This is a genomic window from Bacillus cereus group sp. RP37, assembly GCF_040459695.1.
Taxonomy (GTDB): domain Bacteria; phylum Bacillota; class Bacilli; order Bacillales; family Bacillaceae_G; genus Bacillus_A.
Window position 1 is genome coordinate 4,202,034 of sequence record NZ_JARVHP010000001.1, and the last position, 26,561, is coordinate 4,228,594.

A 26,561-nucleotide genomic window follows, 5' to 3' on the forward strand; every position below is an offset into this window, starting at 1 on the left:
TTTCTCTCAGTCCTTATTTACCCCAACGAAGAGCGACCGCTCCCCATGTTAATCCGCCTCCGAAACCAACAAGTATAATTAAATCCCCATCTTGAATACGTCCATTTTGCAATTCCTCTACCATTGCAATTGGAATTGAAGAAGCTGATGTATTACCAAACTTTTCAATTGTCATACTCATTTTTTCTTGTGGTAAATTTAATCTCTCTCTTGCAGATTCCATAATACGAATATTCGCTTGATGTGGTACTAAGAAATCCACATCCTCTTTCGTAAGACCAGCTTTATCCAGCACGCGAAGACAAGATTCACCAAGTTGACGAACGGCAAATTTAAAGACTTCTCTGCCATTCATCATAACATACTCGTCTTGATAAAGATGCTTACCGCCACTTCCGTCTGCTCCTAATTCGAAAGATAGAACGCCTCTTCCTTCTGAAACGGCTCCCATTACAATCGCACCGGCTCCGTCTCCAAATAATACTGCTGTATTGCGATCATTCCAGTCTACAATTTTAGATAGTTTATCACTACCAACTACTAATACATTTTTATAAGTTCCCGTTTGAATAAATTGCTGCGCTGTAATCATTCCGTACATAAAACCAGCACATGCTGCACCTACATCCATTGCAGCTGCATGTTTCGCTCCAATCGCTTCTTGAATGACACAAGCTACTGCTGGAAACGCACGATCTGGTGTTACTGTCGCCACCAAAATAAGATCGATATCTTCTCCGCTAACCCCTGCATCTTCAAGTGCTTTTTTAGCAGCCTCTACGGCCATATATGAAGTATCTATTGTATCATCGGCAATGCGTCTTTCTGCAATTCCCGTTCTCGTACGAATCCATTCATCGGATGTATCCATTATTTTCTCTAAATCGTGATTTGTGACTACTTTTTCTGGCACATATCTTCCGATCCCTAAAATGCCCACGTTCACATCGCAGCCCTCCGTTTTATATCAATTATTATGACTTGGTACTAATTTTAAAACATAAATGTATTTTTGTCTAGAATATATTTCAGCTAAAGCATAAAGCTAGGCATTATTCACTTTATTGTTTATAAAAAGAAACAGAAACATACCTTTCCTAGTTTCTTTCGAAATATAAAAAGACCCGAACCGCTTCTACTTACGGTTCGAGCCTCTCTCCCTTCAAAAAAGAAGGGTCTTACTCTTTATCTGCTTTCCCAAGCTCATATGCTTCATTCATAACTTTCATCAATAACTCTAATACTGGTTGTGCTTTCTCCATATCAAGTGCAATTCCATTATCATCTAAAATTGCTTTTGCTTCTGGTAAATGCTTCATTGCGATTTGTAAAAATTGCATGCTTTTTTCGTTCATAGTATGTTCTTCCTCTCTCCAATAAACTTTCACATACAATAGTGTAACACGTGCTCTACCCTTCGTATAACTCTTTATATTTTTTCATATGTGCCAATTGTTTATTTAAACCGTATTCTAACGGGGTATTTCTTTTTATCGAAATAACCTCTACAGCTTCATCTCTTTCTTCCTCATTCTTTTTATTCACTTTATCCTCTGCACGTAAAAGATTCATACCTTTTTTCCATAATGACTTTTTACCACTAAGTAAATTGTATATACCGAGATACTCCTCGTTCATTCCATTTTCCCATAAGCATTCACATACATCTTCAACATACAGTAGATCACTTCCGTTTTCCTCGCTCGCATAACGGCACTCTTTCTCATCCAGTTCTGATAAGATGAGCTGATGATACATCATAAAAGATGGTTGCCATGGTCCATATAATGTAGGAACTCGAAATACACTATATTGTACCTCTCCTTTTTTCAATCCTTCTTCCACTTTCGAAAATAGACGTTTATTTTCAGATTCATCTGCACTTCCTACTTCAATAGAAGAAATTAAATTTAACTTTACTTTATGTTCTTCACACATTTTTATAATTCGCTTTAAATATTGCAATATAAGCCTTTCATTCCGAAACCCACTATGCTGATTTGGCTCATACAAGCAAAAGTAAACCGTATCGAACTTCTCTCCTTCCACTGATTTCCATCCATCTTCACCTCTTATCGAATAATACGTAAATAACGCATTTCGCCCAATTAACAATAACTTCTCTTCATTGATTTTTGTCATACTATCGAATTCATCAAAATCAAGACCATACACTTCTACTTCTTCTGCGATCATTTTATTCACAAGGTGATAACCTACAAACGTAAGTGCACCTATAATTAGCACGCGTTCCATACCACCAACCCTTTCCCCTTGAAACCAATAGCTCCTCATTTATGTATATGGGAGCTTCACAATTCTTCTTCATATTTTTTAAAGAAATCAGTCGCTTGCCTAACCATTTTATATTTCACATCTTGCAGATGGAATAAGACAGAAGTATCACATTGATTAAATTGCCTCATTTTCTCATATTTACGTAACAACTGTTTTCTTCCTCTTTTTTCTTGTGTTGACACGAAAATTTTAACAGGTACACAAGACGGAAGAAGCGTAAATGATTTCTTATTTATTTTTGATGCTAATTCTTCTTCTTTGGAATCATACGCCAAACTTAATTCCTTCACTAACCTTTTGTAAAAAAACTTATGCTCTTTCTCAAACTCCACATATTCTGGTAAATCTAAACACGGATTTAACATAATGACAGAGCGTATAGATTCAGGGTATTTGTTCATCATTTCAAGTGCTACAAGTGCACCCATACCATCTGCCATAATGTGCATTTTCGCATTCAATGTCTCTTTTCTCAAAACAACATCATATAAACGTTTTGCTAGCCGAACAGATTGGTCGTTTCCCCAATGTCTTCCGTATAAATTAGAAGAAAAGACCGTGTAGCCTTCCTCAATAAGGCCATGTAAAAAATAAGATCTTCCCGCATGCTGTGTCCATAAACTTGTACCATTCTCAATAAAGTAGTTGTAATCACCAAGAAGCATTACAGAAAATCCATTTGGCTTCTCTGGTAAATAAATGACACATGGTTCTTTTTCTAAGTAAAAAAAACGTTCCGTAATACTCATTTTTCCCCCGCCTTATTTTCTAAACATATAAAAGTACTCTTTTATAATGTATGAACAGAATGCAAATTTGCGTTGAAAAATCTACAAATATTTTTCTATATTCTTTTTTCAATTGTGTTACAATAAGGACAGATTGAACGAATAGAGGTGTAAAATATGCGTTTCATTTGGGCATTAATTTGGTCGTTCGCGCTTGTACATATGATGAGCTATGTAATTGGTTCTATGACTGGCGGTACATACGATTTTAACCAAGCGTCTATTTTCTCAGTTGTTCTTGCGGTATTAGTACTTGCGATTTCAGCTGCAATTCCAAACGAGCCAGTAGAACAACACTAAAAAAAGAGTCCGGATTTTATCCGAACTCTTTTTTCATTTCACACGAACGACTAATTCGTTATTTTCTACATCTACAACTACGTGACTGTTATCAGTAATCGTTCCTGCAATTAATTCTCTCGCTAATTTCGTCTCAACTTGACGTTGTACGTATCGTTTTAATGGACGAGCTCCGTACATCGGATCAAAGCCAGCTTCTACAACGAATTCTTTTGCAGAATTCGTTAATTCCACTGTAATGTGACGATCAGCTAAACGGCCTTGTAATTCTTTTACAATTTTATCAACAATACCTTTAATTTCATTCGTTGTAAGAGGCTTGAATAAAATAATTTCATCGACACGGTTTAAAAACTCTGGTCGGAAATGTCCTCTTAATTGTCCCATTACAAGTTCTCTTGATTCTTCTTTAATGGAACCATCTTCTTCTAATCCATCTAACAAATGAGCGGATCCAATATTTGAAGTCATAATAATGACCGTGTTTTTAAAGTCTACTGTACGACCTTGTGAATCTGTAATGCGTCCATCATCTAACATTTGTAATAAAATGTTAAATACTTCTGGATGTGCTTTTTCGATTTCGTCTAATAAAATAACAGAATATGGTTTACGTCTTACTGCTTCTGTTAATTGACCGCCCTCTTCATATCCAACATATCCAGGAGGCGCACCAATTAAGCGTGACACAGCATGTTTCTCCATATACTCAGACATATCGATACGAATCATTTGCTCTTCACTATCGAATAAAGACTGTGCTAACGTTTTTGCAAGTTCTGTTTTACCAACACCAGTCGGTCCTAAGAAGATGAAGGAACCAATCGGACGGTTCGGGTCTTTAATACCGGCGCGTGCACGAAGAACTGCGTCTGATACTAAGCTTACCGCTTCCTCTTGTCCGATTACACGCTCTGATAAAATTTGCTCTAAGCGTAGTAATTTCTCGCGTTCACCTTCAACGAGTTTTGCGACAGGAATACCAGTCCAGCGTGAAACAATATCAGCAATCTCTTCTTCACTTACTTCCTCACGTAATAAACGATTTTCTTGTTTATTATGCGCGCCCATTTCTTCTGCTTCTTTTAACTCTTTTTCAATTGCAGGAATTTTCCCGTGACGAAGTTCCGCTGCTTTATTTAAATCGTAATTACCTTCTGCTTCTTCTAATTCACGGCGCAGTCGCTCTAAATGTTCACGTAAGTCACGAACTTTGTGAATATCTTCTTTTTCTTTCTCCCATTTCGCTCTCATACCACTTGCAACTTCTTTTAAATCCGATAATTCACGTTGCAATGTTTTGAGACGTTCTTGGCTACCAAAGTCCTTCTCTTTTCCAAGAGCCGCTTCTTCAATTTCCAGCTGCATAATGCGGCGCGTTACTTCATCTAATTCTGTCGGCATAGAATCAATTTCTGTACGAATTGTTGCGCACGCTTCGTCAACAAGATCGATCGCTTTATCAGGTAAGAAGCGATCTGAAATATATCGATCTGATAAAACAGATGCTGCTACAATCGCGCGGTCATGAATATTTACACCGTGATAAATTTCAAAACGCTCTTTTAATCCACGTAAAATGGAAATTGTATCTTCAACAGTTGGTTCTTCTGCTAATACTTGTTGGAAACGTCTTTCTAGCGCTGGATCTTTCTCAATATATTTACGATATTCATCTAACGTTGTCGCCCCGATACAATGCAATTCACCACGCGCAAGCATCGGTTTTAACATATTTCCTGCGTCCATCGCACCTTCTGTTTTACCAGCGCCGACGATTGTATGAAGTTCATCAATGAATAATAAAATGCGGCCTTCACTCTTTTTAATTTCATTTAATACCGCTTGCAGACGCTCTTCAAATTCACCGCGGAATTTTGCTCCAGCTACAAGCGCACTCATATCTAACGCAAAGATTGTTCTATCTTTTAATCCTTCAGGTACATCCTTCTTTACAATACGCTGTGCTAATCCTTCAACGATTGCTGTTTTACCAACACCTGGCTCACCAATTAAAACCGGGTTGTTTTTCGTTTTACGTGAAAGGATACGAATGACGCGGCGAATTTCACTATCACGGCCGATTACAGGGTCAATTTTCCCCGCTCTTACTTCCGCCACTAGATCACGGCCATATTTTTCTAACGCTTCATAAGTTGCTTCTGGATTTTGACTAGTCACTCTTTGATTCCCCCGAACTGTCATTAAAGACTGTAATAAGTTGTCTTTCGTAATATGAAATCTTGTAAGTAATTGATTTATATCGCCTTTTTCTTCAGAAAAAGCAAGCAATACATGTTCAACTGAAATGTAGTCATCTTGCAATTTCTCTGCTTCTTTTCCTGCTCTTACAAGTAGTTGTTGCAGAGCACCTGTTATATATAATTTGCCCGCTTCTGCTCCGCTTCCCGTTACAGAAGGCTTTTTCTTAATTAAACTTTCGGCACCTTGCTTTAACGCTTCTATATCGACATTCATTTTTTGAAAAATACGTACTGCTAACCCATCTTGCTCTTCTAATAATGTAAACAAGAGATGAACAGTATCTACTTCTTGATGATGATGAGACACCGCTAAAGATTGGGCACTCATAATCGCCTCTTGTGTTTTTGTTGTCATTTGATTTAAGTCCATCTTTACAGCCCTCCAAATGTTTGACTTTCTTTGACCTTTGATTTGATTATACGCCAACTGACTTTTTTATACAATAATTTTGCTTATGTATTTTCAAACTTATTATTGGAAAAAAGAAAAGTGCGCATGCATGATACAATTGAAAAATATACGGTAAATGAAATTATAACGTGTAATGACAAAAAAGCCGCAATGATGATTGCGGCTCCTTTTACGGTTTTCTTTTATATGTCCACTGACGGTTATGATTCGTGTTCTCTGGAAACTTTTCACCGGCAGTTAATTGTACCATTTGGGGATTTTTCACCATACTTCCCGTTTCACCAATTTCTACGTAAATGCCATCATTTGGCGCTTTTTGTCCAGAACGAAACCTGCGATTTTGTCCCATCTTCATTCTCCTTCCATGACGTCTTGCCTCATTAGTATATCCATTTTAAAAGAAAGCTTTTCTGTCATGTTTAGGAAACAAGTACTACATCTCGTTCTTGTACATATATATGAATGACACAAGTGTAAGCAGGGATTTCTTCCCTATTTGTAGAAAAAAAAGAAACCAACCTACTCTAGGCTAGTTTCAAAGGAGAGTCAAACATATACGAGAAGATTACATGTTCATTATAAGCCTCCTCATACGAGCAATGTAACCCTTTTCACAATTTGTACATAATGAAAGAAACATTGTTTGAACTTTCTAAAAAGATGTTGACTTTTCCTAATTTCCAGCGAGAAATAGTAGACACCACAGCACTTCGAGACGTAAGATGGATATATAGTGAAATTCCCATCTATGGTGGTATCACCCAGTTTAACCTCTTATTTCTGCATATTAAAAAACGGAAATACAGATAAAAACAAAAAAATTATTATAAGAGGTGAAATTATGAAAAAACAGCATTTAATCGCATTAGACTTAGACGGCACTTTATTAACAGACAACAAAATAATTTCTACTCGAACGAAACATACAATTGCAAAAGCAAAAGAACAAGGACATATTGTCGTTATTTCAACAGGACGTCCATTCCGCGCTAGTTTTGATTACTATAAAGAACTTGGTCTTAACACACCAATCGTAAACTTTAATGGCGCTTACGTACATCACCCTCTTGATTCAAAGTGGGGTACACATCACTCACCTCTCGAGCTAGCAACAGCTCAAGAAATTGTCCGAGCTTGCTTTGATTTTGGCGTGAAAAATATATATGCTGAAGTAATGGACGATGTGTATGTTCGTGAAATTGATGAAGATAAAAAACATATTTTCGAATTCGGTTCTCCAAAGATTTTTACAGGAGACTTATTAAATATTTTAAACGATCATCCAACTTGCTTATTAATCGACGCACATGACGAGCATTCCAGTGCAATTCGTCAACACTTAACTGATATGCATGCTGAAGTAATCGATCACAGAAAATGGGGCGCACCTTGGCCAATTATTGAAATTGTAAAAAGCGGGTTAAATAAAGCTGTCGGATTACAAAAAATTTCTAATCATTACAACATTCCACAAGAGCGAATTATCGCTTTCGGTGATGAAGATAACGACTTTGAAATGATTGAATTTGCTGGTCACGGCATCGCAATGGGAAATGCCATCCCTGAATTAAAATCACTTGCAAACCATACAACGTTAACGAATGAAGAAGATGGTATCGCTCTATATTTAGAAGAGGTTCTTGGGTTATAATCTAAAAATTCCCTGCTTATAGTTTCTCGCCAAACGCTCATACTATAATTAGACGCAAAAGTCAGCGCGTCGATTGTTTTCAGCTAAATAAAGGGGGTTTTTCGAATGGGTAAAAAGAACAAATCAAAACGTTTTATCCAACAAGGAGCCGATGCTGTTATGAAGCATGATGCAAGATTCCCGTACAGAGGTACATTAGCTGAGGCAGAAAAAGCGAGAAACAACTCTTCTTTTGGAGGGGTTTAAATGGGGAACTTACTATTCCAACAAGCTAGAGATGCTGTCACAAATGCCGTATCTTGTTCAAGCGGCACTGAGCAACAAGATCTCGTATATAGAGCAAAAAACGCTTTGCAATCTGCTTATGCAAACTCTTCAACAGCTGAAAAAGTTCAGCTACGCGAAATGCAGGAGCAGTTGCAAAACATTACGAATTTACATTAAAAAAGAGGACCAGCTTTGGTCCTCTTTAATCTTTTCGAAACAATCCAAACACCCCAACCGTTTGCAGTACGTTTGTAAATGCACCTGGGTCCACTTGTTTAATAACCCTCTCTAATTCATACAATTCGTAACGAGTAATCACAATCATTAACATTTCCTTATTTTCATTTGTATAAGCACCTGTTGCCGGTATAGTTGTAATCCCCCTCACTAAGCGTGAATGAATCGCCTTGCGTACATCTGCCCCATTCTTCGTAACGATTAATGCTGTAATCTTCACGTGACGGGTATGAATCGCATCAATAATTCTCGTTGAAACATACAACGTCAACAAAGTATATAACGCTTTTTCCCATCCATATACATAACCTGCAGCGATAATGATAATTGCATTAAAAAAGAAAAAGTATGTGCCAACAGGTTTATCTTTTATCTTAGATAAAATCATCGCGATGATATCTAAACCACCTGTAGAAGCCCCCCACTTTAAAGCAATCCCTACCCCAATTGCTGAAATTATCCCGCCAAAAATCGCATTCAATATGATGTCGTTCGAAACTGCTTTAACTGGGATAATTTCTAGAAACAAAGTCATAAATATAACGCAAAGAAAACTAAAAAAAGTAAAAGCCTTCCCAACCTTTTTCCACGCTAAAATAACGACAGGAATATTAAATAAGCTAAACAATACCCCCGTTGATATATGAATAGATAAAAAGTCACTTAATATTTGTGATAATAATTGAGACAATCCAGCAAAACCACTCGCGTACACTTTCGCTGGCGTTAAAAATAAATTCATTCCAATCGCGTTTAACAAACCTGCGACGATTACAACGATTAACTTCTTTATAAGTTCGGTATAATTCAACTTCAAATCCATTTCTAATCCACCCTTATTATTCATGAATGCACTGCTATACATAGTCTTTACGAAAAAGGAAATGATAAACGTACAACGTTTAGAAATGGAGTTGATACATATGCCACATACAAGTGATAACGACAAAAAAGCACGCGATAATAATGCAAAGCGTACGCAAAAAAATGAACAAGAACAAAAGAATATAGAGCAAGGTAAGCGTGCCTATTCCAAAAAGACCGATCACCTTTGATTCCATCGTACACCAACAGTATTGTTGGTGTACTTTTTTTACAGTTTACGGGGAAAAAACATTAAAAATTCACTTCATGTTCACTTCTATATTCTACAATAGCGATAACATATTCGGATGAGGTGTTAGCATGAGAGGGAAACATATTTTCATTATTACTGCACTACTAAGTATATTAATGCTATCTGCTTGTGGACAAAAAAACGGCTCAACTACAGTCGCTACGGCAACAGACTCAACCATTACGAAGAGTGACTTCGAAAAGCAGTTGAAAGATCGTTATGGAAAAGACATGCTATACGAAATGATGGCACAAGACGTTATCACAAAAAAATATAAAGTATCTGACGATGATGTAGATAAAGAAGTACAAAAAGCGAAAAATCAATACGGAGATCAATTCACAGCAGTACTAGAAAACAATCGTTTAAAAGATGAAGCCGATTTCAAAAATCAAATTAAGTTCAAACTTGCTATGAATGAAGCAATTAAGAAGAGTGTTACAGAAAAAGATGTGAAAGACCACTATAAACCAGAAATTAAAGCGAGTCACATTTTAGTAAGTGACGAAAATGAAGCGAAAGAAATAAAGAAAAAATTAGATGCTGGTGCTTCATTTGAAGAATTAGCAAAGCAAGAATCACAAGATCTACTATCAAAAGATAAAGGCGGAGACCTCGGATACTTCCATTCCGGTGCAATGACACCAGAATTCGAAACAACTGCCTACAAACTAAAAATCGGCCAAGTTAGTGATCCAGTCAAATCACCAAATGGCTATCACATTATTAAACTAACTGGTAAAAAAGATTTACAACCTTACGATGAAGTAAAAGACTCCATCCGCAAAAACTTAGAAGCAGAACGTATTGCTGATCCTACATTCAGTCAAAAGTTGTTACAAAGAGAATTAAAAAAGGCAAATATTAAAATAAGTGATAATGACTTGAAAGATACATTTACTTTTGCGCATGAGCGAGGAAATTAAGAAAGCATCCCCTTATATTTCACAAAATATAAGGGGATGCTTTTATTTGCTTTATTTTTTAAAGTAAGTCCAGCCTTCTTCTTGATAAACCTTTTCTTCTTTCATCAACTTACCAAGCGCGCGCTTAAATGCAGCTTTACTCATGTTGAAACGTTCTTTAATATCTTCTGGGTGACTCTTATCCCAAAACGGCATTGCTCCGCCACGTTCTTCCATATATGCATAAATCACTGCAGCGTCATCTTCCATTCCTTCTTCTTTACGAGGAAGAAGTGAAATGTTAATTGTACCGTCATCTTTTACGTCAATAATACGGCCCGTTACACGTTCACCGATGCGGACTTGTTCTTTTCTTTCAGTATGGTGTAAGAAAGCACGGAAATGCTCATCAGTTAGTATGAATGAACCAACTTGAAGTGAACGATACACACGTCCATTTACGTTTTTATTACGCATAGATGGCGTCGCATCTACGATAATTTCTTGCATATCACTGTCTCTTGCCGGAAGAGCGATAAGGCGATCACGATTCGTTAATTTTAACGTACAATATAATTCGTCTCCAACTTCTGGCCATACTGGCATATAAATCGGGAACTCATCAGCTGGGATTAGTATATCTTTTGATACACCAATATCAACAAACACACCTAAACTAGGAATAACTTCTACAACCTTTACCCAGTTCCAATCAAAAGTTGTAATAAGTGGCTCCTTCATTGTTGCTGAAATACGATTTTGGTGATCAAGGTATAAGAATACATCAATCTTAGCGCCTTCTTCAATTTCTCCAACTAATTCGTTTTTATGTAGGAAAATTTCTTCTTCTTCATTCCCAACCATATATCCGATTTCCGTTTCGCGTAAAACAGTTACCTGTTCAATCGATCCTAATTGCAAATACATATTTTTTTAATTCCCTTCTATATATATAAAATTATCTTTTTTATCATTCCAAACAAAAGTTAATTATAACACGATTTTTCCTTTATTTGTCCAACTGCCCAAAATTCACTATAATAAAATGAGGTTACATGAATATAAGTATGAAAACACTTAAGTCTAAGCTCGTTTTCAGCTATACTTTAGTATGTACAGTACATAAAAAGATTAGAAATTTATTTGGAGGTGCTAACTATGGCAAAAGATAGTTCTTTTGACATCGTTTCGAAAGTAGAATTACCTGAAGTAACAAACGCAATTAACATCGCATTAAAGGAAATCCAAAACCGATATGACTTTAAAGGAAGTAAAAGTGATATTAAATTAGAAAAAGAAGTACTAGTTTTAACTTCTGACGATGAGTTCAAATTAGACCAAGTAAAGGACGTTCTAATTTCTAAACTTGTAAAACGTAACGTTCCAATTAAGAACTTAGATTACGGAAAAGTTGAAGCTGCAACTGGTAACACTGTTCGCCAACGCGCAACACTTCAACAAGGTATCGATAAAGATAACGCGAAAAAAATTAACAACATCATTAAAGAAATGAAATTAAAAGTAAAAACACAAGTACAAGATGACCAAGTACGTGTTACAGCGAAAAGCCGTGATGACTTACAAGCAGTTATCGCAGCTGTTCGCAGCGCTGACTTACCGATTGACGTACAATTTATTAACTACCGCTAAAAAGAAAACTCCTCTTAATTAGAGGAGTTTTTCTTTTTATCATGTAGGGACAATACGACAAGGACATGAGAGGGTATTTGCGGTGAAAATTGCTGAGCGAACAGAGTCTATTCATACGAATATCTTACCGGTGACCGCGTGGTTAGACTAGGTCTCATTGTAGAATTTTTTTATACATGGAATTTGAGCATGTCCTTTTAAAAATAAGGAAAAGACACCTTAGGACGTTTCCCTTCAACTTGAATCACTTTCCTTATCAATTGAATCCCAAGCCAAAGTCACCACAACTACCTCCATAAACCAAAATCTCTCTCCCTACTCAAGCGTAACAATTTATGAGTATAAGAATATTTTCCACCCTTCAATGTAATGTAGAATTAATAAGGAATCTTATTTTGTGAAAAAAAGTTAATTATAAAAGGGTTAGAAGTGGTTATTTGAAGAAGTTAATATTATGTTTTTTATCGGCTATATTCTTTCTAAATATTAAAGGATGTTCTAATAATATGACTACACTAAAGGATAAATCTAATTGCATTAACAAAGCTTGGTACAAAAAAAATATGTTATGTAATAATTTAAAGAAACATTAAATAGTTGATGATAAAGGTCATAAAAAAGACACTCTAAGGTGCCTTCCTCTTACTTGAACCATCTTAATTTTAATATGGAAGTGAAAAGAAGTATAAAGTGTTAATAGGGATGCAGATTTCAAAATAGAAAGTACGTTAAGTAAACTTTCATTCAACATATTAAGTAATAATATTTTAGAATCAAGTTTATAAAAAATATTAAGAGGTTTATAAGTGTAAAACCTACGGGAACTTTTCCTGTGGGTTTTATTGTACTATAAGTAGTTATTTAACAATTATGTTTTTCGAAATATTCTTCTTTAATTATTTGTAATTTTTTTTCGTTTTTTGTTAATTCAAATATAAATAACGCTTTTTTCATGTTATTAGCAACATTTTCTTTATTAGATTGTTTAAGCTTTAATAAATTCGAACCTTTTTCATAGTATAGTTCACCCAATAAGTATAAAGTATTTAGATTAATAGCTAATTTGATACCCTTATCAATGTATTTTTTTGCTTCTTCGTATTGATATGTGTAACTTAAACATTTTGCTAAATTATAAATGATTTTTAATTTAATTTCTTTATCTCTAGGAAAATCTAACTTATTAAAATTATTTAAACATCTTTTTAATATATTAATACTCTCTTTATATTCTTTATTTTCTGCATGAAATATAGCCATTGTCTGCATAATATCTATTTCTCTCTCTGTTAAAAAATCAATATTCGTTACAGTTATTTTTAATGCATTATTTAAAAGAGCTAAAGCCGTTTTTATTGAGTTATTCACACGATATATAGCAATTGCTTCATGCCATATTAGAAATTGTTTATCTTCTTTTATTCGAAAATTATTTAAGTTTTTTTCTTTTGTTACTATTTCATAAAGCTCTTTATATTGATGTTGTCTTATGCAATCCTTCATTACACATTTCACATTTTCTATATATTTAAATTTTTTGTTTTTAGTTAGTGCAAATATATTATTTGGATCAATACCAAGTCTTTCTGATAATTGATATAACAATATGCTAGATGGATAAATCACACCTTTTTCGATCTTGCTAATTTGACTTTGTGAGCATATTCCATGACATAATTCGGATTGCGATATATTTTTTTTAATTCTAAGTTCTTTAATGGTAATACCCAAATCGTAAAATTCCATTTTTCCTCCTACTATTTAGTACTTTAGTATAAGAGTATTCTCTAACTTTTAATGTAATGTAAAATTAATATAGTTGCAATGATTGTTTATTTCAAAGGTCTTTTCCTCCCACTATAAGAAACCTTCCCCTTCCCTTTTTCTATCGGTGTTGACAAAAAAACTGGCTAGGAAGAAAAATTTCTCCCTAACCTGGAAAACTCCTCTCATTCGAGGAGTTTTTATATTTATTAAGAGCAACACCATATCGCTTTATCAAATGATTTTTTAGGAATGTACACTTTATCATTTTCGATTTTGTATTATTTCCCTTCAGAATTGCTGTATCAACAGAATGAACACTATCGCCCCACCGAACAAATTCCCCATCATCATGGTTGTCCCAAACATCTCACCCCACCACGCACTTTCAATTCAACACAAAAGAGAATGTCCCCTTATCTACGCTTCTTTTTAACGGCAATTAAAAACGCAATAAATAATACGTTCACACCGACGATTAAGGAGATAAATAACCAATTCACACCTGTTTCTCTGTTAACTTTATACACATTTGACTCTTCCCGCTTTAAAACGAGATAAAACTTTCCGTTTTCTTCTCTTATAATTTCATCTTCTAACAATCCTCTTAACTCTTGTTTTTCACCAATTGCACTTACAGGTAAAGCAACTTTTTGTGTTTCTTTCGTATTATTAATCGCTACTACTGTCACTTCATCTTTATACTTTCGCTTTAATATACTCATTCCATCTTTATCGTATAAAAGCTCAAACGTACCATGTCGTAGAGATGGTCTCGTTTGTCTAAGCTCACCAAGTTTCGTTATATGTTGCATAAATTTTTCATCTGATTTGAAATCCATTAATCGTCTATTATCCGGAGTATCCCCTCCATCTAATGCAATTTCAGTCCCGTAATAAAAATTCGGAATACCGGGTGATGTTAATAAATATGTAAGAGCTAGTTTCAAACGAGATGGTGGATAATTCATATTCTCTTTTGCAATCCGGGCAAATCTTTTTGTATCTTGATTATCTAAAAATGTAATGGATTCCCCTTCTTTTTTACTCACATCATATAAGGGTTTCACCGATACATCCGCTTCGGAAAACGATTCTACTATTTTTTCGTTATATTCACTATCTTCTTTTGTTATAACACGAAAATCTTTCTTTATCACTTGCATATCTTTTTGCACGTCATCCCAGAAAGAACGCGGCTTTTTTTCACTATGTATTACATAACTTCCATCTAAATCGACTTCTTTGATCCACCATTTCATCGAGTCGATGACTTGTTGTTCGTTTTCTCCAAGCGGAAATTGAAGTACAACTTTCATTCCTTTTGCATGCGCTTCTTGTACAAGTTCTTTCACATCATTTTCTGTTCCGAAATGTTCATTTACCTTTTGAAAATCGCGCACGTCTAATCCGTCGTACTTTCCACTTTCAAAAAGCGGAGAAAGCATAACAGCGGTAAAGCCCATTTCTTTTATGTAATTCAGTCTTTTTATAATCCCTCTTATATCTCCGCCCTGATATCCTTCTAAATTACCAACTTCTAACTGTTTGTCATTTTTCGGTTCTCCATTATTGAAGCGATCAATCATAATGGAGTATATAACTTCGTCTCGCCACTCTCTTGTTTCATCTGCAAAAGCATGTATTGGTACAAACAAAACGACAGCTAAACAAAAACAAATGAATAGTTTCCTAGTCTGTATTTTTCCCACACGCATCCCCCATGTTTTTTAATTGTAAGAATATTATACCAATTATCCGAATGAATCGCATACGTTGATTTCTTTCTCCCTAAAATAATTCATGTCAGATTTCCTAACATGAATTATAAAGTTTTCTGAATTTTTAGTTGATTTTTAATTTTATTTCGAATATGATATGAAACATAACAAGTTCATGTTATTTTTTCTAACATTACAGGAGGAGAGAGAATGAATACAAGCGATACGGTTTTTATGTTTGTAACGACAGCAATGGTCATGTTGATGACACCAGGATTGGCACTTTTTTATGGGGGTATGGTTCGCAGTAAAAATGTACTCAGTACGACAATGCATAGTTATAGCGCAATGGCTATCGTTTCGATTCAGTGGATCGTAATTGGTTATTCTTTATCATTCGGACCAGATTGGCACGGGCTTATCGGCAATCTCGATTGGTTCGGTTTAAACGGAGTTACCTACGCACCAAATCCAGACTATTCATCCACTATTCCTCACAATTTATTTATGATGTTCCAACTCATGTTCGCTATTTTAACTCCCGCTTTAATTTCAGGTGCATTCGCCGAAAGAATGCGATTTTCAGCTTTCCTTATTTTCATCCTTCTATGGACAACAATTGTTTACAATCCTGTCGCTCATTGGGTATGGGGCGTTGGCGGGTGGCTAAGAGAACTTGGCGCGTTAGACTTCGCTGGTGGTAATGTCGTTCATATTACATCCGGCGTTGCTGGTCTTGTATTAGCTATTTTCCTTGGAAAACGAAAAAACATAAACGGTTCTTCTCCTCACCATTTACCATTTACGATGTTAGGCGCAGGCTTACTATGGTTCGGCTGGTTCGGTTTTAACGTCGGTAGCGCATTATCTTTAAATGATGTAGCACTAACCGCATTTATTAATACAAATATAGCCGCCGCTGCCTCAGCATTAACTTGGATGCTTTCAGAGTGGTTCTTCCAATCAAAACCGACTGCGATGGGGGCTGCTTGTGGTGTAGTTTCTGGTCTAGTCGCTATTACACCAGCTTGCGGGTTCGTTACACCTTTCTCCGCTCTTCTTATCGGAGCAATTGGCGGCGTATTATGCTTCGGAGCGGTCTTCTTCTTAAAAACGAAATTCGGATATGATGATACACTTGATGCATTCGGATGCCACGGCATCGGCGGAACTTGGGGTGGGATTGCGACAGGACTATTTGCAACTACTACTGTAAACGGTGATGGCGCTAACGGATTATTTTACGGAAACGCCGCTTTACTGTTTAAGCAACTGGTAGCAATCGGCGCAACATATGCATTCACAATTATCATGACATACGCCATCATTAAAGCGATTAACTTCTTCCTCCCCGTTCGGGTAGATGAGCATGAGGAACATATGGGACTTGATATTTCGATGCATGGAGAGAAAGCTTATGAGTATACGGAGCGAGTGAACTAAAAAAGAGATGCAATCTATTGGTAGTAGATTGCATCTCTTTTTATTGTACTTGTTGGTGGCATACCCCATTCAGTATTTCTATGAATATATCAGCGCTCATTTCGATATATCGATTTACCAACAAATTCCGACCTGATTTAAACGTAAAATACCCCTTGTAACTTACGAATCACCGTACTTTCTTTTATTGGCACTTAAGATAATAAGAAATGCCACAGCTATGACAGCTAAAAAGCGAACTGGATTAAACGGTGTTCCTACCGTTTCATTAAAACGATGATAAATAAAAGGGATCATCTCAAGCACCATTAGCCCCATCGCAATTTGAAACGTCTCAGCCATCGCTTTGTTTTTTATAAATGCAGCGCGTTCATCACCTTGTTTTCCAATCGCTATAAACATTTTTATAATAGCAAACACTACAAATAAAAAAACACTGAGCGCAATAATAAAAATAGCAACATCCATTCAATACACCTCTTGTATGTAAAATTTATTTGACAAAAGTATAACATCTTTTACACCTTATGTAAAACATGTTTTACATAAAAAAGACGACCGAAATCCGGTCGTCTTTTTCTATTTATTTCGGAGCGTTTCCAACGTACTGCGTGATATCAACATTTAACGCTTGTGCTAAACGCATACCGTACTCTTGATCTGCACGGAAGAAGTTACACACAGCTAATAATTTCGTGCGTTCATTTACATCTTTTAAGTCATTTGTTAAGTTTGCAATTAAGTTCGCTTGCTCCTCTTTAGAGAATGAACGGTAACGCTCACCTGCTTGTTTGAAGTCATTTGGTTTCTCGATTTTTTCACGAGATACATAGCCTTCTACTTTCATAGTTGAATCGCGGTAAGTCGGGTCTTCAACTGGATTTTCAGTATGACGACTAGGTTCATAGTTAATTGTAGATGGGTTTTGATTCACTTGCATCGCACCATCACGTTGTTGGTTATGGACAGCTGCATATGGGCAGTTTACAGGAATTTGTAAGTAGTTTGCACCAAGGCGGTAACGCTGTGTATCTGGGTAAGAGAATAAACGACCTTGTAATAATTTATCTTCAGATGGTTCAATACCATTTACAGTTGCACTTGGAGAGAACGCCACCTGTTCTACTTCTGCGAAGAAGTTTTTCGGGTTACGATTTAACGTCATTGTCCCTACTTCAATTAACGGGAAGCGATCTTCTGGCCATACTTTCGTTGGATCTAGCGGATCAAAGTCTAAAGAATCCGTTTCATCTAGTTGCATCACTTGTACGTGTAAATCCCACTTCGGATAATTTCCTTTTTCAATTGCATCGAACAAGTCACGAGTTGCATGGTTGAAATCTTTCCCTTGTACTTCTTGCACTTCTTTTGCGCTTAAGTTCCGTACACTTTGCTGTGGTTTCCAGTGATATTTAATGTAAACGATTTTACCTTCTGCATTAATCCATTTAAATGAATGGACACCGAAACCTTCCATTTCACGATAGCTCGCTGGTGTACCATAATCAGAAAATACCCATGTCATCATATGTGTTGATTCTGGAGTTAACGTCATGAAATCCCAGTAACGATCTGGAGTTTGAATATTTGTATCAGGTGCTGGTTTTAAAGAATGCACCATGTCTGGGAATTTAATTGCATCACGAATGAAGAAAACTGGTAAATGATTACCTACGATATCGTAGTTTCCTTCTTCTGTATAAAATTTAACAGCGAACCCACGTGGGTCACGCGCTGTTTCCGGAGAACCTTGACCATGAATAACCGTTGAGAAACGAACAAATACTGGCGTTTCAGTTCCTTCATTTTGTAAAAATGCCGCTTTCGTATATTGCTTCATGCTGTTTTTCGTTACGAATACACCGTGAGCACCTGCACCACGTGCATGCACAACACGCTCTGGAATACGTTCACGATCAAAGTGTGCCAGTTTTTCTACTAAATGATAGTCTTCTAATAATACCGGTCCACGGCGACCAGCTGTACGAGAATTTTGGTTGTCTCCAACTGGAGCACCTTGGTTTGTTGTTAAGCGATTATTTGGATTCATCTAGGGGGATCCTCCTCTTTCTTTCATAGTAATTATTATTTATTTAAAATTATTATAAACTAATTATTATTCAAAACTAAATCTTTGTCAACTATTTCCTTCATTTTTTTGGAAACAATTGCAGCTAAGCAATCGATAAATACAGATTTTGAATTTGGCATATTTGGTCTAAAATATGCCAAATTTAATTCATCAGTTACCACTTTACACTCGTAATCGTTGTCATATAAAACTTCTAAATGCTCTGCCACAAAGCCAACTGGGCAATATACGAAAGATTCATATCCATGCTCTTCAAATAAATCTCTCGTTAAATCTTGCACATCCGGTCCAATCCATGGATCTGGAGTATTCCCAGCACTTTGCCAACCAATTGTATAGTTTTGAATATTCGCAGCTGTAGCGATTAAATCCGCTGTATGTTGTAATTGCTCTACGTACGGGTCCCCTGCTGCAATAATTTTTTCTGGTAAGCTATGTGCAGAAAAAATTACGACGGCTTTCTCTTTATCTATAATTTTAGTAAACGTTTCTTGTATTTGATCTGCCCAATAGGAAATAAATTTCGGTTCATCGTACCATTGTTCAATTGGTTCAATAACAGGACCACCGATTTCTTTTGAAAGACGAATCGCACGGTCATTATACGCTTTAATGCTAAAAGTAGAATAATGCGGCGCTAATACGATACTAATTGCCTGCTCAATTCCATCGCGCTTCATCTCTTCTACTGCATCTTCTATAAATGGTGCAACATGTTTTAAGCCTAAGTAACAAGTAAATTCATACTCTGTAAATATATTATTCATTGAATCTGTTAATTTATGCGCCTGCTCTTTCGTAATTTTTGCAAGTGGTGAAATTCCGCCAATCGCTTTATAGCGCCCGATTAAGTCTTGGAGTGCTTCTTCGGAAGGTTTACGCCCGTGGCGAATATGTGTGTAGTACGCTTCTACATCATCTAATGATTCTGGCGTCCCATACGCCATTACGAGTAAACCTATCTTTTTCTTTGTCATCTATATCACACCTCAATTTTATAAATGAGAATCTTTTTCAAGAACATTTGTTTCCAATTATAACAACTAATAATAAGTACGTCAAAATAATTATTATAAATAAGTATTATTTCTAATATGATTTTAAATTTTATTTGACAATTTATTTAATAAAAAAGCGACTTACTTTTATGTAAGCCGCTTTTCTTCTATTCTTTAATATTTACCCCGTATTCTTTAAACCAAACGTGAATTTGTGCTAAATGAGCTAAAAGTTGTGGCCCGCTCATCAATTGACCAAACCAAGGCGTTTGAAATGCACTGCCGCCTGACTCAATTAATCCGCTAAGCTGTTCTTTATCAAATAGTTCGTGTAAAATTGAGCCTTTATCCGTTAATAAATCTTGTAGCCATACTGTTACTGCTTTTGTATAGTGCGGATTATGCGTTTTCGGATAGGGGCTCTTCTTTCTATATAAGATGTCATTTGGAAGTAATCCTTCTAACGCTTTACGCAATAGACCTTTTTCGCGGTTTTTATACATTTTCATTTCCCAAGGAATATTCCACGCATATTCGACAAGTCGGTGATCCGCAAATGGAACGCGTACTTCTAAGCTTGCGCCCATACTCATACGGTCTTTTCTGTCTAATAATGTTGTCATAAACCATACCATGTTTAAATAAAATAATTGTCTTCTTTTTGCTTCTAGCGGGCTTTCTCCCTCTAAAATAGGAACTTCTTGAATAGATTCTTCATAACGCTGTTGTACATATTGTTGTAAATTTAATTTACTTCTCCATTCTTTCTTTAGCAGTTGTTCACGCGCTTCTGTAGAGCGCATCCACGGAAATGCACTCGATTGCAAATCATCTTCTCTATAAAACCACGGATAACCACCAAATATTTCGTCTGCACATTCCCCAGATAAACCGACGACAAAATCTTGTTTAATTTCGCGACAAAACCATAATAATGACGAATCGATATCTGCCATACCAGGCAAATCACGAACGATTACTGCTTCTGTTAAATACTGTGCTAATTGTTCATTTGAAATGACGCAGCGATGATGGATTGTTTGAAACGTCTCCGTCATCAAATGAATAAATGGTGCATCTGAATTCGGCTGGAACGCATTCGCTTTAAAGTATTTATCATTATCTTCGTAATCAACAGAATATGTGTGTAATTGCCCTTTTCCTGACCTTGCATATTCTTTCGCAGCAATCGCTGTAATCGCGCTCGAATCTACACCACCTGATAGAAAAGTACATAGTGGTACATCAGAAACGAGCTGCCTTGTAATCGCATCTTGTAATAAAAAGCGTGTTTTCTCTACTGTTTCTTCAAAGGAGTCTTCATGTTTTTTACTTTCCACATTCCAATATCTCCATATACATAAACCGTTCTTTGAAAATGTCATCGCATGACCTGGACGTAATTCTTTTATACCAGCATAAATGCCGTGACCAGGCGTTCTAGATGGTCCAAGGCCGAATATTTCGGATAACCCTTCTAACGTTACTTCCGCCTTCACATCTGGATGAGCCAGTATCGCTTTTAACTCTGAACCAAATAGCAATCGTCCACTATCATATTTATAAAATAGCGGTTTTACACCTAATCGATCTCTTGCAATAAATACTTGTTCTTTCTGTTCATCCCATACGGCAAACGCATATATACCGTTTAAATGATCGACACATTCTTCTTTCCACTCAATATACGACGCTAATAGTACTTCCGTATCAGAATGACCTTTGAACGTATATCCTCTTCTTAATAGTTCCTTTCGAATATCTTCTGTGTTATACAGTTCCCCGTTATAACAAATTGCATAATTCGCTTCGTCCTTTAAACAAGTCATCGGTTGTTTACCACCCTCAGGATCAACAACGATTAACCGTTTATGCCCAAATGCGACATTGCCTTTAATCCAAACTTTATTATCATCTGGGCCACGCTTCGCTAACGTCTCAGCCATCTTCGTAACGACGTCCCGTTCTCCTTCTAATGAGCGTTTATAATCCACCCATCCTGTAATCCCGCACATATAAATCATCCTTCCATCTTATTTCTTTTCCTAAACGAGCAGTAATCCCCACCTTAGAGATGCGGATCAAAAAAATGACAAACTTGACGATAACGTACTATCCACATACGGAATAGCATTTTCACTCAGTAAAACGTGTTTTATTGTATGCCCACCTATGTCTAGGTGTGTCTAGTTATAAAGTACGCCCGAACTGTCTATAACAGAAATAACTACTTTTCATAAAGGAGAAATCGTGTATGATACAACGTAACCATATTTTATATAACCAGCCACGCGCTCATACAGTCGGTAATGTAGAATATATAAACAATGAATGGGTATTCTTTGACGATGAAAATGATGAAGCATTTTTATTAGAAGATATTGCCGAAGATGGCTTTGAGATTTTATATAACAACAACTGGCTACCAGCTCGTTTCTATGAACAAGATGTATTACAAATCGCCAACGAACAGCACCATTTGCAAAATGGGGAAATGATACGAATTCGAAAAAAATTACTTCTTAGCTATACGGAATGGCTTGAGGAATTACCTGACTCTGTCTTTACATTATTAACGGAATCATTGCAATCCCTTCATTACTCTTTATATGATTGCATGTATTGTCATAATTATTTATCTTTCTTACCGAAAGAGGAAACGTGCGAAGGAGTAAATATTCTTTTGTTCGATAACGAAGAGATGATTTGTACACTGCAACACCATTTCGTTCGTCACCCTACGTCAAATAAAAACATGTTTCGTTTTACGAAAGTAAACGGAGAAGAGTTGCATATCGATGCGACATAAAGTAAAAAAACCACCTTATCTCCCAAATATTTGAGATTATAAGGTGGTTTTATTTTTAATTAAAATACTTGCCAGCCAATCGGTAATTTCAGTCCAAGGTAAAATACTGCTACTAACGCAACAATAAATAGTCCCCAAACTGCCCCTGTTGCTTTGTTCTTGCTCATTTTTACAAGAACCATTTCCATTCCACCGATAACTAAAATACCAGCTAACATTTTTAAGCCGTACCACATGTGCATGCTACCTGTTGCTGTTTTCACAATACTCATGTACAACATGAAGCCCGTCACAATAATGATAATGTACATTAGGCGAAGCCCCATATGTACACCTTTACCTTTTCTTCCTGCTGAATAAAGTGAATACGCAACGAAGAATAAAATTAAACCTAACGCCCATGCTGTAATATGCATATGTACCATCGTATCCCTTACCTCCTCTTTTCACACTTTTTCACTCTATATGATAACATGTTCATTTATTTTCAGGAAATGTTTCGCTTTTTTACATTTAAATGATATAATATTTAGAGTATTTACAAACTTCTTGTAATAACAAAAGGGGGAACAATCATGATTCAAACTAAGGATATTATCGAACTTACAGACACATACGGAGCAAATAACTATCACCCACTTCCAATCGTTATTTCTAAAGCAGAAGGCGTTTGGGTAGAAGATCCTGAAGGAAACCGCTATATGGACTTATTAAGTGCATATTCTGCAGTAAACCAAGGTCATCGTCACCCAAAAATTATTAACGCTTTAATTGACCAAGCTAATCGTGTTACGTTAACTTCTCGTGCTTTCCATAGCGATCAATTAGGTCCTTGGTACGAAAAAGTTGCGAAACTAACTAATAAAGAAATGGTACTTCCAATGAATACAGGTGCAGAAGCTGTTGAAACTGCAATTAAAACAGCTCGCCGCTGGGCTTATGATGTGAAAAAAGTAGAAGCAAATCGTGCTGAAATCATCGTTTGTGAAGATAACTTCCACGGCCGTACAATGGGTGCTGTTTCTATGTCATCAAACGAAGAGTACAAGCGTGGATTCGGTCCAATGCTTCCTGGTATTATCGTAATTCCTTACGGTGATTTAGAAGCGTTAAAAGCTGCAATTACACCAAATACAGCTGCATTCATTTTAGAGCCAATTCAAGGTGAGGCAGGAATTAACATTCCACCAGCTGGTTTCTTAAAAGAAGCTCTTGAAGTATGTAAAAAAGAAAACGTTTTATTCGTAGCAGATGAAATCCAAACAGGCTTAGGCCGTACTGGTAAAGTATTTGCTTGCGACTGGGACAATGTAACTCCTGACATGTACATACTTGGTAAAGCCCTTGGTGGCGGCGTATTCCCAATCTCTTGCGTAGCAGCAAACCGCGACATTTTAGGCGTATTCGAGCCAGGTTCTCACGGTTCTACATTCGGTGGTAACCCACTTGCATGTGCTGTTTCTATCGCAGCTCTTGAAGTGTTAGAAGAAGAAAAATTAACAGAGCGTTCTCTTCAATTAGGTGAAAAGTTAGTTGGGCAATTAAAAGAAATTGATAACCCAATGATTACTGATGTTCGCGGTAAAGGCTTATTCATCGGTATCGAATTAAACGAGCCAGCTCGTCCTTACTGTGAACAACTAAAAGCAGCTGGTCTATTATGTAAAGAAACACACGAAAATGTAATTCGTATCGCACCACCTCTAGTAATCTCTGAAGAAGATTTAGAGTGGGCGTTCCAAAAAATTAAAGCAGTATTATCGTAATAATAGAGAGGTTGTCCTACATGTTGGGACAACCTCTTTCTTTTTATATTGATTTATACTAAAATAAAATTGTAATTTTCTGTATTTTATTTTAGAAAGCAGGTGCGATATGTTATTAAGGTATGGTAAACATATTAACTATTTAGCCACATCTTTTATTTTAGTTACATTCTTTGGCTTCCTCCTTTCCGTAACATTACTTAGTCACTACTCATCTTCTACTACATTCACACTACTGAAAGCATCATTTTGGACCGCTGTTATTCTGACTATCATTGGTTTTGGACGAGAAAAAAGCGCACTTACGGTTATACTATTTGGTATTTGTACACTTGCATTTATTGGTCTTTACACTTTTTCCGTTATCGATTACCTCTATAACCCAAGACCATAGAAAAGGGCTATCTTTTCACAAGATAGCTCTTTTTTCATTTCACTACATTTCGCAAAGTACCAATTCCTTTTACTGTAATGATCACCTCATCACCAGCATGTAAAAACTTCGGTGGTGTGAAACCTTTTCCGACACCAGATGGCGTTCCTGTTGCGATAATATCTCCTGGTTCTAATGTCATTCCTTTACTTATCGTTGAAATAATCTCTTCTATTGAAAAAATCATTTTATTTGTATTTGAAGTTTGCCTTACTTCCCCATTTACTACCGTTTCAATGTGTAACGCATTTGGCGTTTCAACCATTGATTTATGAATTAAATACGGTCCCATCGGACAAAATGTATCAAAACTTTTTCCAAGGAAAAATTGTTTATGCTTCCGTTGAATGTCGCGAGCAGTTATATCATTTATAATGGTATAACCAAAAACATGCTCTAGCGCTTTTTCTTTTTTTATTTGTTTCCCTCGCTTACCAATGATGATAGCTAGTTCTCCTTCATAGTCTAGTTCATTCGTTGCGTGGGGATGACTATTAATTTTTTCATTCATTCCAATAACTGTCGTTGGCGCTTTCGTAAAGATCATTATATTTTCTGGAATGGACTCTACTCCGCCCATTTCTATCGCATGCTCACGATAGTTTTTTCCAACGCACAAAATATTCTTTCTTGGCCTTGGAATCGGTGCTAATATTTTCACCTCAGTTAACGGATAATACGCCGTTTCCCCATGCTCTTTTGCCCAATTTACAATTTCACGTACTTTCTCAAAACATTCAGTCCCTCTTTCAATACACTCTAACATTGTAATGGGGATTGTAACCTTTTCTCCCTTTTGCCTTTGCGCTTCTCTTAAGTGCAATACCTTTTCTTCCTCTTCATCCACAATACCTACAAATACCTTTTCATCTTTTTTCGCTGTTACCAAACGCAATATTTCCACTCTCCATCCTAAAACTCATACCCTTTAATTGTATTCGCATCCGTAAGAAAAAAACCTTCTCATGCACGCTAATTTTTACAATATTCTTCTCATATCCTATTCGTTACCCCTTTATCATTTGGCATAAAATGTAGAAATTTTACTTTTTTTAGCGAAGGTATTTCTTTTTTATGGGATTTTTGTATAATATGTACTACATATATACTAAAAATTTCATTTAGAGATGGAGCCGATTTCAATGTTTGAGCAAGCGATTGAAAAAAAACGTGAAAAAATGATTTATTTTGCTGAACGCTACGGAATGACTTCTCAAAAAACAGTGGATTGTAGCCAAGAACTGGACAGGCTCTTAAATGCAATTTGGCATGTACATACGGATTTTCACCCCAATCAAACACTCGATACACACACACAATAACGTGTGTGTTTCTTTTATTTCAAAAACACACACATTTTATTGAAAACGCCCATACAATAGTAGAAAAGAAAATTTTAAAAACGAAAGGTGTTTTTTATGCCAGCTATGGTCGGACATATTCGTATCGTTAATATTGGATCAAGTGGTATTTTTCATATTGGAGATGTATTTGCGATTAGACCTATTAGTTATTCACGCGCTTTCGCTGGGGCAGGCTCCTTTAATGTTGGAGATAACGTTTCTGTCTACAATTATCAAAGTACAACGACTGTCAATGATTCAGATGTAATTGATCAAGCGATAATTGGTTCAACTTAGAGGAGG

Annotated in this window: 29 protein-coding genes; 13 read left to right on the top strand and 16 right to left on the bottom strand. The window is 36.1% G+C overall.

Features of this window, described 5'->3' with window-relative positions; translation table 11 throughout:
* Positions 1-13: 13 nt before the first annotated feature.
* From fabH to QCI44_RS22200, 4 genes are all read right to left on the bottom strand, one after another.
* Positions 14-946, bottom strand: coding sequence for a beta-ketoacyl-ACP synthase III (gene fabH, locus QCI44_RS22185; RefSeq protein ID WP_001100533.1), 933 nt, complete (start codon positions 944-946; stop codon positions 14-16).
* Positions 947-1,178: 232 nt separating this feature from the next.
* Positions 1,179-1,355: a ComZ family protein gene (locus QCI44_RS22190; protein ID WP_001986215.1), complete on the bottom strand. Its 177-nt coding sequence runs from the start codon at positions 1,353-1,355 to the stop codon at positions 1,179-1,181.
* Between the two features lie 55 nt (positions 1,356-1,410).
* Positions 1,411-2,295, bottom strand: coding sequence for an NAD-dependent epimerase/dehydratase family protein (locus QCI44_RS22195; protein ID WP_116329241.1), 885 nt, complete (start codon positions 2,293-2,295; stop codon positions 1,411-1,413).
* Between the two features lie 17 nt (positions 2,296-2,312).
* Entirely contained in the window at positions 2,313-3,047 is a 735-nt protein-coding gene (locus QCI44_RS22200) for a lipase family protein (RefSeq protein ID WP_016088902.1), read from the bottom strand.
* Between the two features lie 156 nt (positions 3,048-3,203).
* Between QCI44_RS22200 and QCI44_RS22205 the strand changes: the two genes are divergently transcribed.
* Complete coding sequence (locus tag QCI44_RS22205; protein ID WP_001211112.1) at positions 3,204-3,386, top strand: YjzD family protein; 183 nt, start codon at positions 3,204-3,206, stop codon at positions 3,384-3,386.
* Between the two features lie 33 nt (positions 3,387-3,419).
* Here QCI44_RS22205 and clpB read toward each other — a convergent pair whose 3' ends face one another.
* Both clpB and QCI44_RS22215 read right to left on the bottom strand, forming a co-directional pair.
* Complete coding sequence (gene clpB, locus QCI44_RS22210; protein ID WP_016133902.1) at positions 3,420-6,020, bottom strand: ATP-dependent chaperone ClpB; 2,601 nt, start codon at positions 6,018-6,020, stop codon at positions 3,420-3,422.
* A 211-nt stretch (positions 6,021-6,231) separates the two neighbouring features.
* Complete coding sequence (locus QCI44_RS22215) at positions 6,232-6,411, bottom strand: YjzC family protein (RefSeq protein ID WP_002095847.1); 180 nt, start codon at positions 6,409-6,411, stop codon at positions 6,232-6,234.
* A 492-nt stretch (positions 6,412-6,903) separates the two neighbouring features.
* On the opposite strand from QCI44_RS22215, the gene QCI44_RS22220 reads away from it, so the two are divergent.
* The 3 genes from QCI44_RS22220 to QCI44_RS22230 all read left to right on the top strand — a co-directional run bounded on the left by QCI44_RS22220 (position 6,904) and on the right by QCI44_RS22230 (position 8,157).
* A complete protein-coding gene (locus QCI44_RS22220; protein ID WP_098412882.1) occupies positions 6,904-7,713 on the top strand; it encodes a Cof-type HAD-IIB family hydrolase in 810 nt (269 codons plus the stop codon).
* 105 nt (positions 7,714-7,818) lie between these two features.
* Positions 7,819-7,959 (top strand): hypothetical protein, encoded by a 141-nt coding sequence (locus tag QCI44_RS22225; protein WP_016088905.1) that lies wholly within the window; start codon positions 7,819-7,821, stop codon positions 7,957-7,959.
* A complete protein-coding gene (locus QCI44_RS22230) occupies positions 7,960-8,157 on the top strand; it encodes a DUF3813 domain-containing protein (RefSeq protein ID WP_016133901.1) in 198 nt (65 codons plus the stop codon).
* Positions 8,158-8,182: 25 nt separating this feature from the next.
* Here QCI44_RS22230 and QCI44_RS22235 read toward each other — a convergent pair whose 3' ends face one another.
* A complete protein-coding gene (locus QCI44_RS22235; RefSeq protein ID WP_016133900.1) occupies positions 8,183-9,040 on the bottom strand; it encodes a YitT family protein in 858 nt (285 codons plus the stop codon).
* A gap of 100 nt (positions 9,041-9,140) precedes the next feature.
* On the opposite strand from QCI44_RS22235, the gene QCI44_RS22240 reads away from it, so the two are divergent.
* On the top strand, positions 9,141-9,272 hold the full coding sequence (locus QCI44_RS22240; protein WP_001120850.1) for a DUF3941 domain-containing protein: 132 nt from the start codon (positions 9,141-9,143) through the stop codon (positions 9,270-9,272).
* A 130-nt stretch (positions 9,273-9,402) separates the two neighbouring features.
* Positions 9,403-10,260: a peptidylprolyl isomerase PrsA gene (prsA, locus tag QCI44_RS22245; RefSeq protein WP_016088908.1), complete on the top strand. Its 858-nt coding sequence runs from the start codon at positions 9,403-9,405 to the stop codon at positions 10,258-10,260.
* 51 nt (positions 10,261-10,311) lie between these two features.
* Here the strand turns inward: prsA and QCI44_RS22250 are convergent, their stop codons facing one another.
* Positions 10,312-11,166, bottom strand: a complete 855-nt coding sequence (locus QCI44_RS22250) for a CvfB family protein (RefSeq protein ID WP_016088909.1) — start codon at positions 11,164-11,166, stop codon at positions 10,312-10,314.
* Positions 11,167-11,397: 231 nt separating this feature from the next.
* Between QCI44_RS22250 and QCI44_RS22255 the strand changes: the two genes are divergently transcribed.
* Complete coding sequence (locus QCI44_RS22255) at positions 11,398-11,889, top strand: YajQ family cyclic di-GMP-binding protein (RefSeq protein WP_001040146.1); 492 nt, start codon at positions 11,398-11,400, stop codon at positions 11,887-11,889.
* 861 nt (positions 11,890-12,750) lie between these two features.
* Here QCI44_RS22255 and QCI44_RS22260 read toward each other — a convergent pair.
* On the bottom strand, positions 12,751-13,635 hold the full coding sequence (locus QCI44_RS22260) for a helix-turn-helix domain-containing protein (protein ID WP_016088910.1): 885 nt from the start codon (positions 13,633-13,635) through the stop codon (positions 12,751-12,753).
* 434 nt (positions 13,636-14,069) lie between these two features.
* Positions 14,070-15,371: an alpha-amylase family glycosyl hydrolase gene (locus tag QCI44_RS22265; protein WP_050582712.1), complete on the bottom strand. Its 1,302-nt coding sequence runs from the start codon at positions 15,369-15,371 to the stop codon at positions 14,070-14,072.
* Between the two features lie 213 nt (positions 15,372-15,584).
* On the opposite strand from QCI44_RS22265, the gene QCI44_RS22270 reads away from it, so the two are divergent.
* On the top strand, positions 15,585-16,817 hold the full coding sequence (locus tag QCI44_RS22270) for an ammonium transporter (protein ID WP_016133898.1): 1,233 nt from the start codon (positions 15,585-15,587) through the stop codon (positions 16,815-16,817).
* A gap of 162 nt (positions 16,818-16,979) precedes the next feature.
* Here QCI44_RS22270 and QCI44_RS22275 read toward each other — a convergent pair whose 3' ends face one another.
* From QCI44_RS22275 to asnB, 4 genes are all read right to left on the bottom strand, one after another.
* Positions 16,980-17,285: a hypothetical protein gene (locus tag QCI44_RS22275; RefSeq protein WP_016088913.1), complete on the bottom strand. Its 306-nt coding sequence runs from the start codon at positions 17,283-17,285 to the stop codon at positions 16,980-16,982.
* A gap of 115 nt (positions 17,286-17,400) precedes the next feature.
* The gene (katB, locus tag QCI44_RS22280) at positions 17,401-18,867 is read right to left on the bottom strand and encodes a catalase KatB (RefSeq protein ID WP_016088914.1); all 1,467 of its coding nucleotides are present in this window, start codon (positions 18,865-18,867) and stop codon (positions 17,401-17,403) included.
* A gap of 59 nt (positions 18,868-18,926) precedes the next feature.
* The gene (hemH, locus tag QCI44_RS22285; RefSeq protein ID WP_016133897.1) at positions 18,927-19,886 is read right to left on the bottom strand and encodes a ferrochelatase; all 960 of its coding nucleotides are present in this window, start codon (positions 19,884-19,886) and stop codon (positions 18,927-18,929) included.
* 188 nt (positions 19,887-20,074) lie between these two features.
* Positions 20,075-21,922: an asparagine synthase (glutamine-hydrolyzing) gene (gene asnB / locus QCI44_RS22290; RefSeq protein WP_016133896.1), complete on the bottom strand. Its 1,848-nt coding sequence runs from the start codon at positions 21,920-21,922 to the stop codon at positions 20,075-20,077.
* Positions 21,923-22,161: 239 nt separating this feature from the next.
* On the opposite strand from asnB, the gene QCI44_RS22295 reads away from it, so the two are divergent.
* On the top strand, positions 22,162-22,716 hold the full coding sequence (locus QCI44_RS22295) for a DUF2777 domain-containing protein (protein WP_016088917.1): 555 nt from the start codon (positions 22,162-22,164) through the stop codon (positions 22,714-22,716).
* A 59-nt stretch (positions 22,717-22,775) separates the two neighbouring features.
* Here the strand turns inward: QCI44_RS22295 and QCI44_RS22300 are convergent, their stop codons facing one another.
* Positions 22,776-23,141, bottom strand: a complete 366-nt coding sequence (locus QCI44_RS22300) for a YisL family protein (RefSeq protein ID WP_016088918.1) — start codon at positions 23,139-23,141, stop codon at positions 22,776-22,778.
* Positions 23,142-23,291: 150 nt separating this feature from the next.
* Between QCI44_RS22300 and rocD the strand changes: the two genes are divergently transcribed.
* A complete protein-coding gene (gene rocD / locus QCI44_RS22305; RefSeq protein ID WP_016088919.1) occupies positions 23,292-24,482 on the top strand; it encodes an ornithine aminotransferase in 1,191 nt (396 codons plus the stop codon).
* A gap of 109 nt (positions 24,483-24,591) precedes the next feature.
* Positions 24,592-24,876 carry a hypothetical protein gene (locus tag QCI44_RS22310; protein ID WP_098485919.1) on the top strand — a complete coding sequence of 95 codons (285 nt, stop codon included), beginning with the start codon at positions 24,592-24,594 and terminating at the stop codon, positions 24,874-24,876.
* Positions 24,877-24,910: 34 nt separating this feature from the next.
* Here the strand turns inward: QCI44_RS22310 and QCI44_RS22315 are convergent, their stop codons facing one another.
* Positions 24,911-25,810, bottom strand: coding sequence for a fumarylacetoacetate hydrolase family protein (locus tag QCI44_RS22315; RefSeq protein WP_016088921.1), 900 nt, complete (start codon positions 25,808-25,810; stop codon positions 24,911-24,913).
* A 247-nt stretch (positions 25,811-26,057) separates the two neighbouring features.
* Between QCI44_RS22315 and QCI44_RS22320 the strand changes: the two genes are divergently transcribed.
* Both QCI44_RS22320 and gerPA read left to right on the top strand, forming a co-directional pair.
* Complete coding sequence (locus QCI44_RS22320; protein ID WP_000462840.1) at positions 26,058-26,237, top strand: aspartyl-phosphate phosphatase Spo0E family protein; 180 nt, start codon at positions 26,058-26,060, stop codon at positions 26,235-26,237.
* Between the two features lie 96 nt (positions 26,238-26,333).
* Positions 26,334-26,555 (top strand): spore germination protein GerPA, encoded by a 222-nt coding sequence (gene gerPA / locus QCI44_RS22325; RefSeq protein ID WP_016088922.1) that lies wholly within the window; start codon positions 26,334-26,336, stop codon positions 26,553-26,555.
* Positions 26,556-26,561: the final 6 nt, after the last annotated feature.

Bases quoted from the DNA above. Each gene is read 5' to 3' on its own strand.
- QCI44_RS22190 (WP_001986215.1), bottom strand. From the start codon at position 1,355: ATGAACGAAAAAAGCATGCAATTTTTACAAATCGCAATGAAGCATTTA.
- QCI44_RS22195 (WP_116329241.1), bottom strand. From the start codon at position 2,295: ATGAGGAGCTATTGGTTTCAAGGGGAAAGGGTTGGTGGTATGGAACGC.
- QCI44_RS22200 (WP_016088902.1), bottom strand. From the start codon at position 3,047: ATGAGTATTACGGAACGTTTTTTTTACTTAGAAAAAGAACCATGTGTC.
- QCI44_RS22205 (WP_001211112.1), top strand. From the start codon at position 3,204: ATGCGTTTCATTTGGGCATTAATTTGGTCGTTCGCGCTTGTACATATG.
- clpB (WP_016133902.1), bottom strand. From the start codon at position 6,020: ATGGACTTAAATCAAATGACAACAAAAACACAAGAGGCGATTATGAGT.
- QCI44_RS22215 (WP_002095847.1), bottom strand. From the start codon at position 6,411: ATGGGACAAAATCGCAGGTTTCGTTCTGGACAAAAAGCGCCAAATGAT.
- QCI44_RS22220 (WP_098412882.1), top strand. From the start codon at position 6,904: ATGAAAAAACAGCATTTAATCGCATTAGACTTAGACGGCACTTTATTA.
- QCI44_RS22225 (WP_016088905.1), top strand. From the start codon at position 7,819: ATGGGTAAAAAGAACAAATCAAAACGTTTTATCCAACAAGGAGCCGAT.
- QCI44_RS22230 (WP_016133901.1), top strand. From the start codon at position 7,960: ATGGGGAACTTACTATTCCAACAAGCTAGAGATGCTGTCACAAATGCC.
- QCI44_RS22235 (WP_016133900.1), bottom strand. From the start codon at position 9,040: ATGGATTTGAAGTTGAATTATACCGAACTTATAAAGAAGTTAATCGTT.
- QCI44_RS22240 (WP_001120850.1), top strand. From the start codon at position 9,141: ATGCCACATACAAGTGATAACGACAAAAAAGCACGCGATAATAATGCA.
- prsA (WP_016088908.1), top strand. From the start codon at position 9,403: ATGAGAGGGAAACATATTTTCATTATTACTGCACTACTAAGTATATTA.
- QCI44_RS22250 (WP_016088909.1), bottom strand. From the start codon at position 11,166: ATGTATTTGCAATTAGGATCGATTGAACAGGTAACTGTTTTACGCGAA.
- QCI44_RS22255 (WP_001040146.1), top strand. From the start codon at position 11,398: ATGGCAAAAGATAGTTCTTTTGACATCGTTTCGAAAGTAGAATTACCT.
- QCI44_RS22260 (WP_016088910.1), bottom strand. From the start codon at position 13,635: ATGGAATTTTACGATTTGGGTATTACCATTAAAGAACTTAGAATTAAA.
- QCI44_RS22265 (WP_050582712.1), bottom strand. From the start codon at position 15,371: ATGCGTGTGGGAAAAATACAGACTAGGAAACTATTCATTTGTTTTTGT.
- QCI44_RS22270 (WP_016133898.1), top strand. From the start codon at position 15,585: ATGAATACAAGCGATACGGTTTTTATGTTTGTAACGACAGCAATGGTC.
- QCI44_RS22275 (WP_016088913.1), bottom strand. From the start codon at position 17,285: ATGGATGTTGCTATTTTTATTATTGCGCTCAGTGTTTTTTTATTTGTA.
- katB (WP_016088914.1), bottom strand. From the start codon at position 18,867: ATGAATCCAAATAATCGCTTAACAACAAACCAAGGTGCTCCAGTTGGA.
- hemH (WP_016133897.1), bottom strand. From the start codon at position 19,886: ATGACAAAGAAAAAGATAGGTTTACTCGTAATGGCGTATGGGACGCCA.
- asnB (WP_016133896.1), bottom strand. From the start codon at position 21,922: ATGTGCGGGATTACAGGATGGGTGGATTATAAACGCTCATTAGAAGGA.
- QCI44_RS22295 (WP_016088917.1), top strand. From the start codon at position 22,162: ATGATACAACGTAACCATATTTTATATAACCAGCCACGCGCTCATACA.
- QCI44_RS22300 (WP_016088918.1), bottom strand. From the start codon at position 23,141: ATGGTACATATGCATATTACAGCATGGGCGTTAGGTTTAATTTTATTC.
- rocD (WP_016088919.1), top strand. From the start codon at position 23,292: ATGATTCAAACTAAGGATATTATCGAACTTACAGACACATACGGAGCA.
- QCI44_RS22310 (WP_098485919.1), top strand. From the start codon at position 24,592: ATGTTATTAAGGTATGGTAAACATATTAACTATTTAGCCACATCTTTT.
- QCI44_RS22320 (WP_000462840.1), top strand. From the start codon at position 26,058: ATGTTTGAGCAAGCGATTGAAAAAAAACGTGAAAAAATGATTTATTTT.
- gerPA (WP_016088922.1), top strand. From the start codon at position 26,334: ATGCCAGCTATGGTCGGACATATTCGTATCGTTAATATTGGATCAAGT.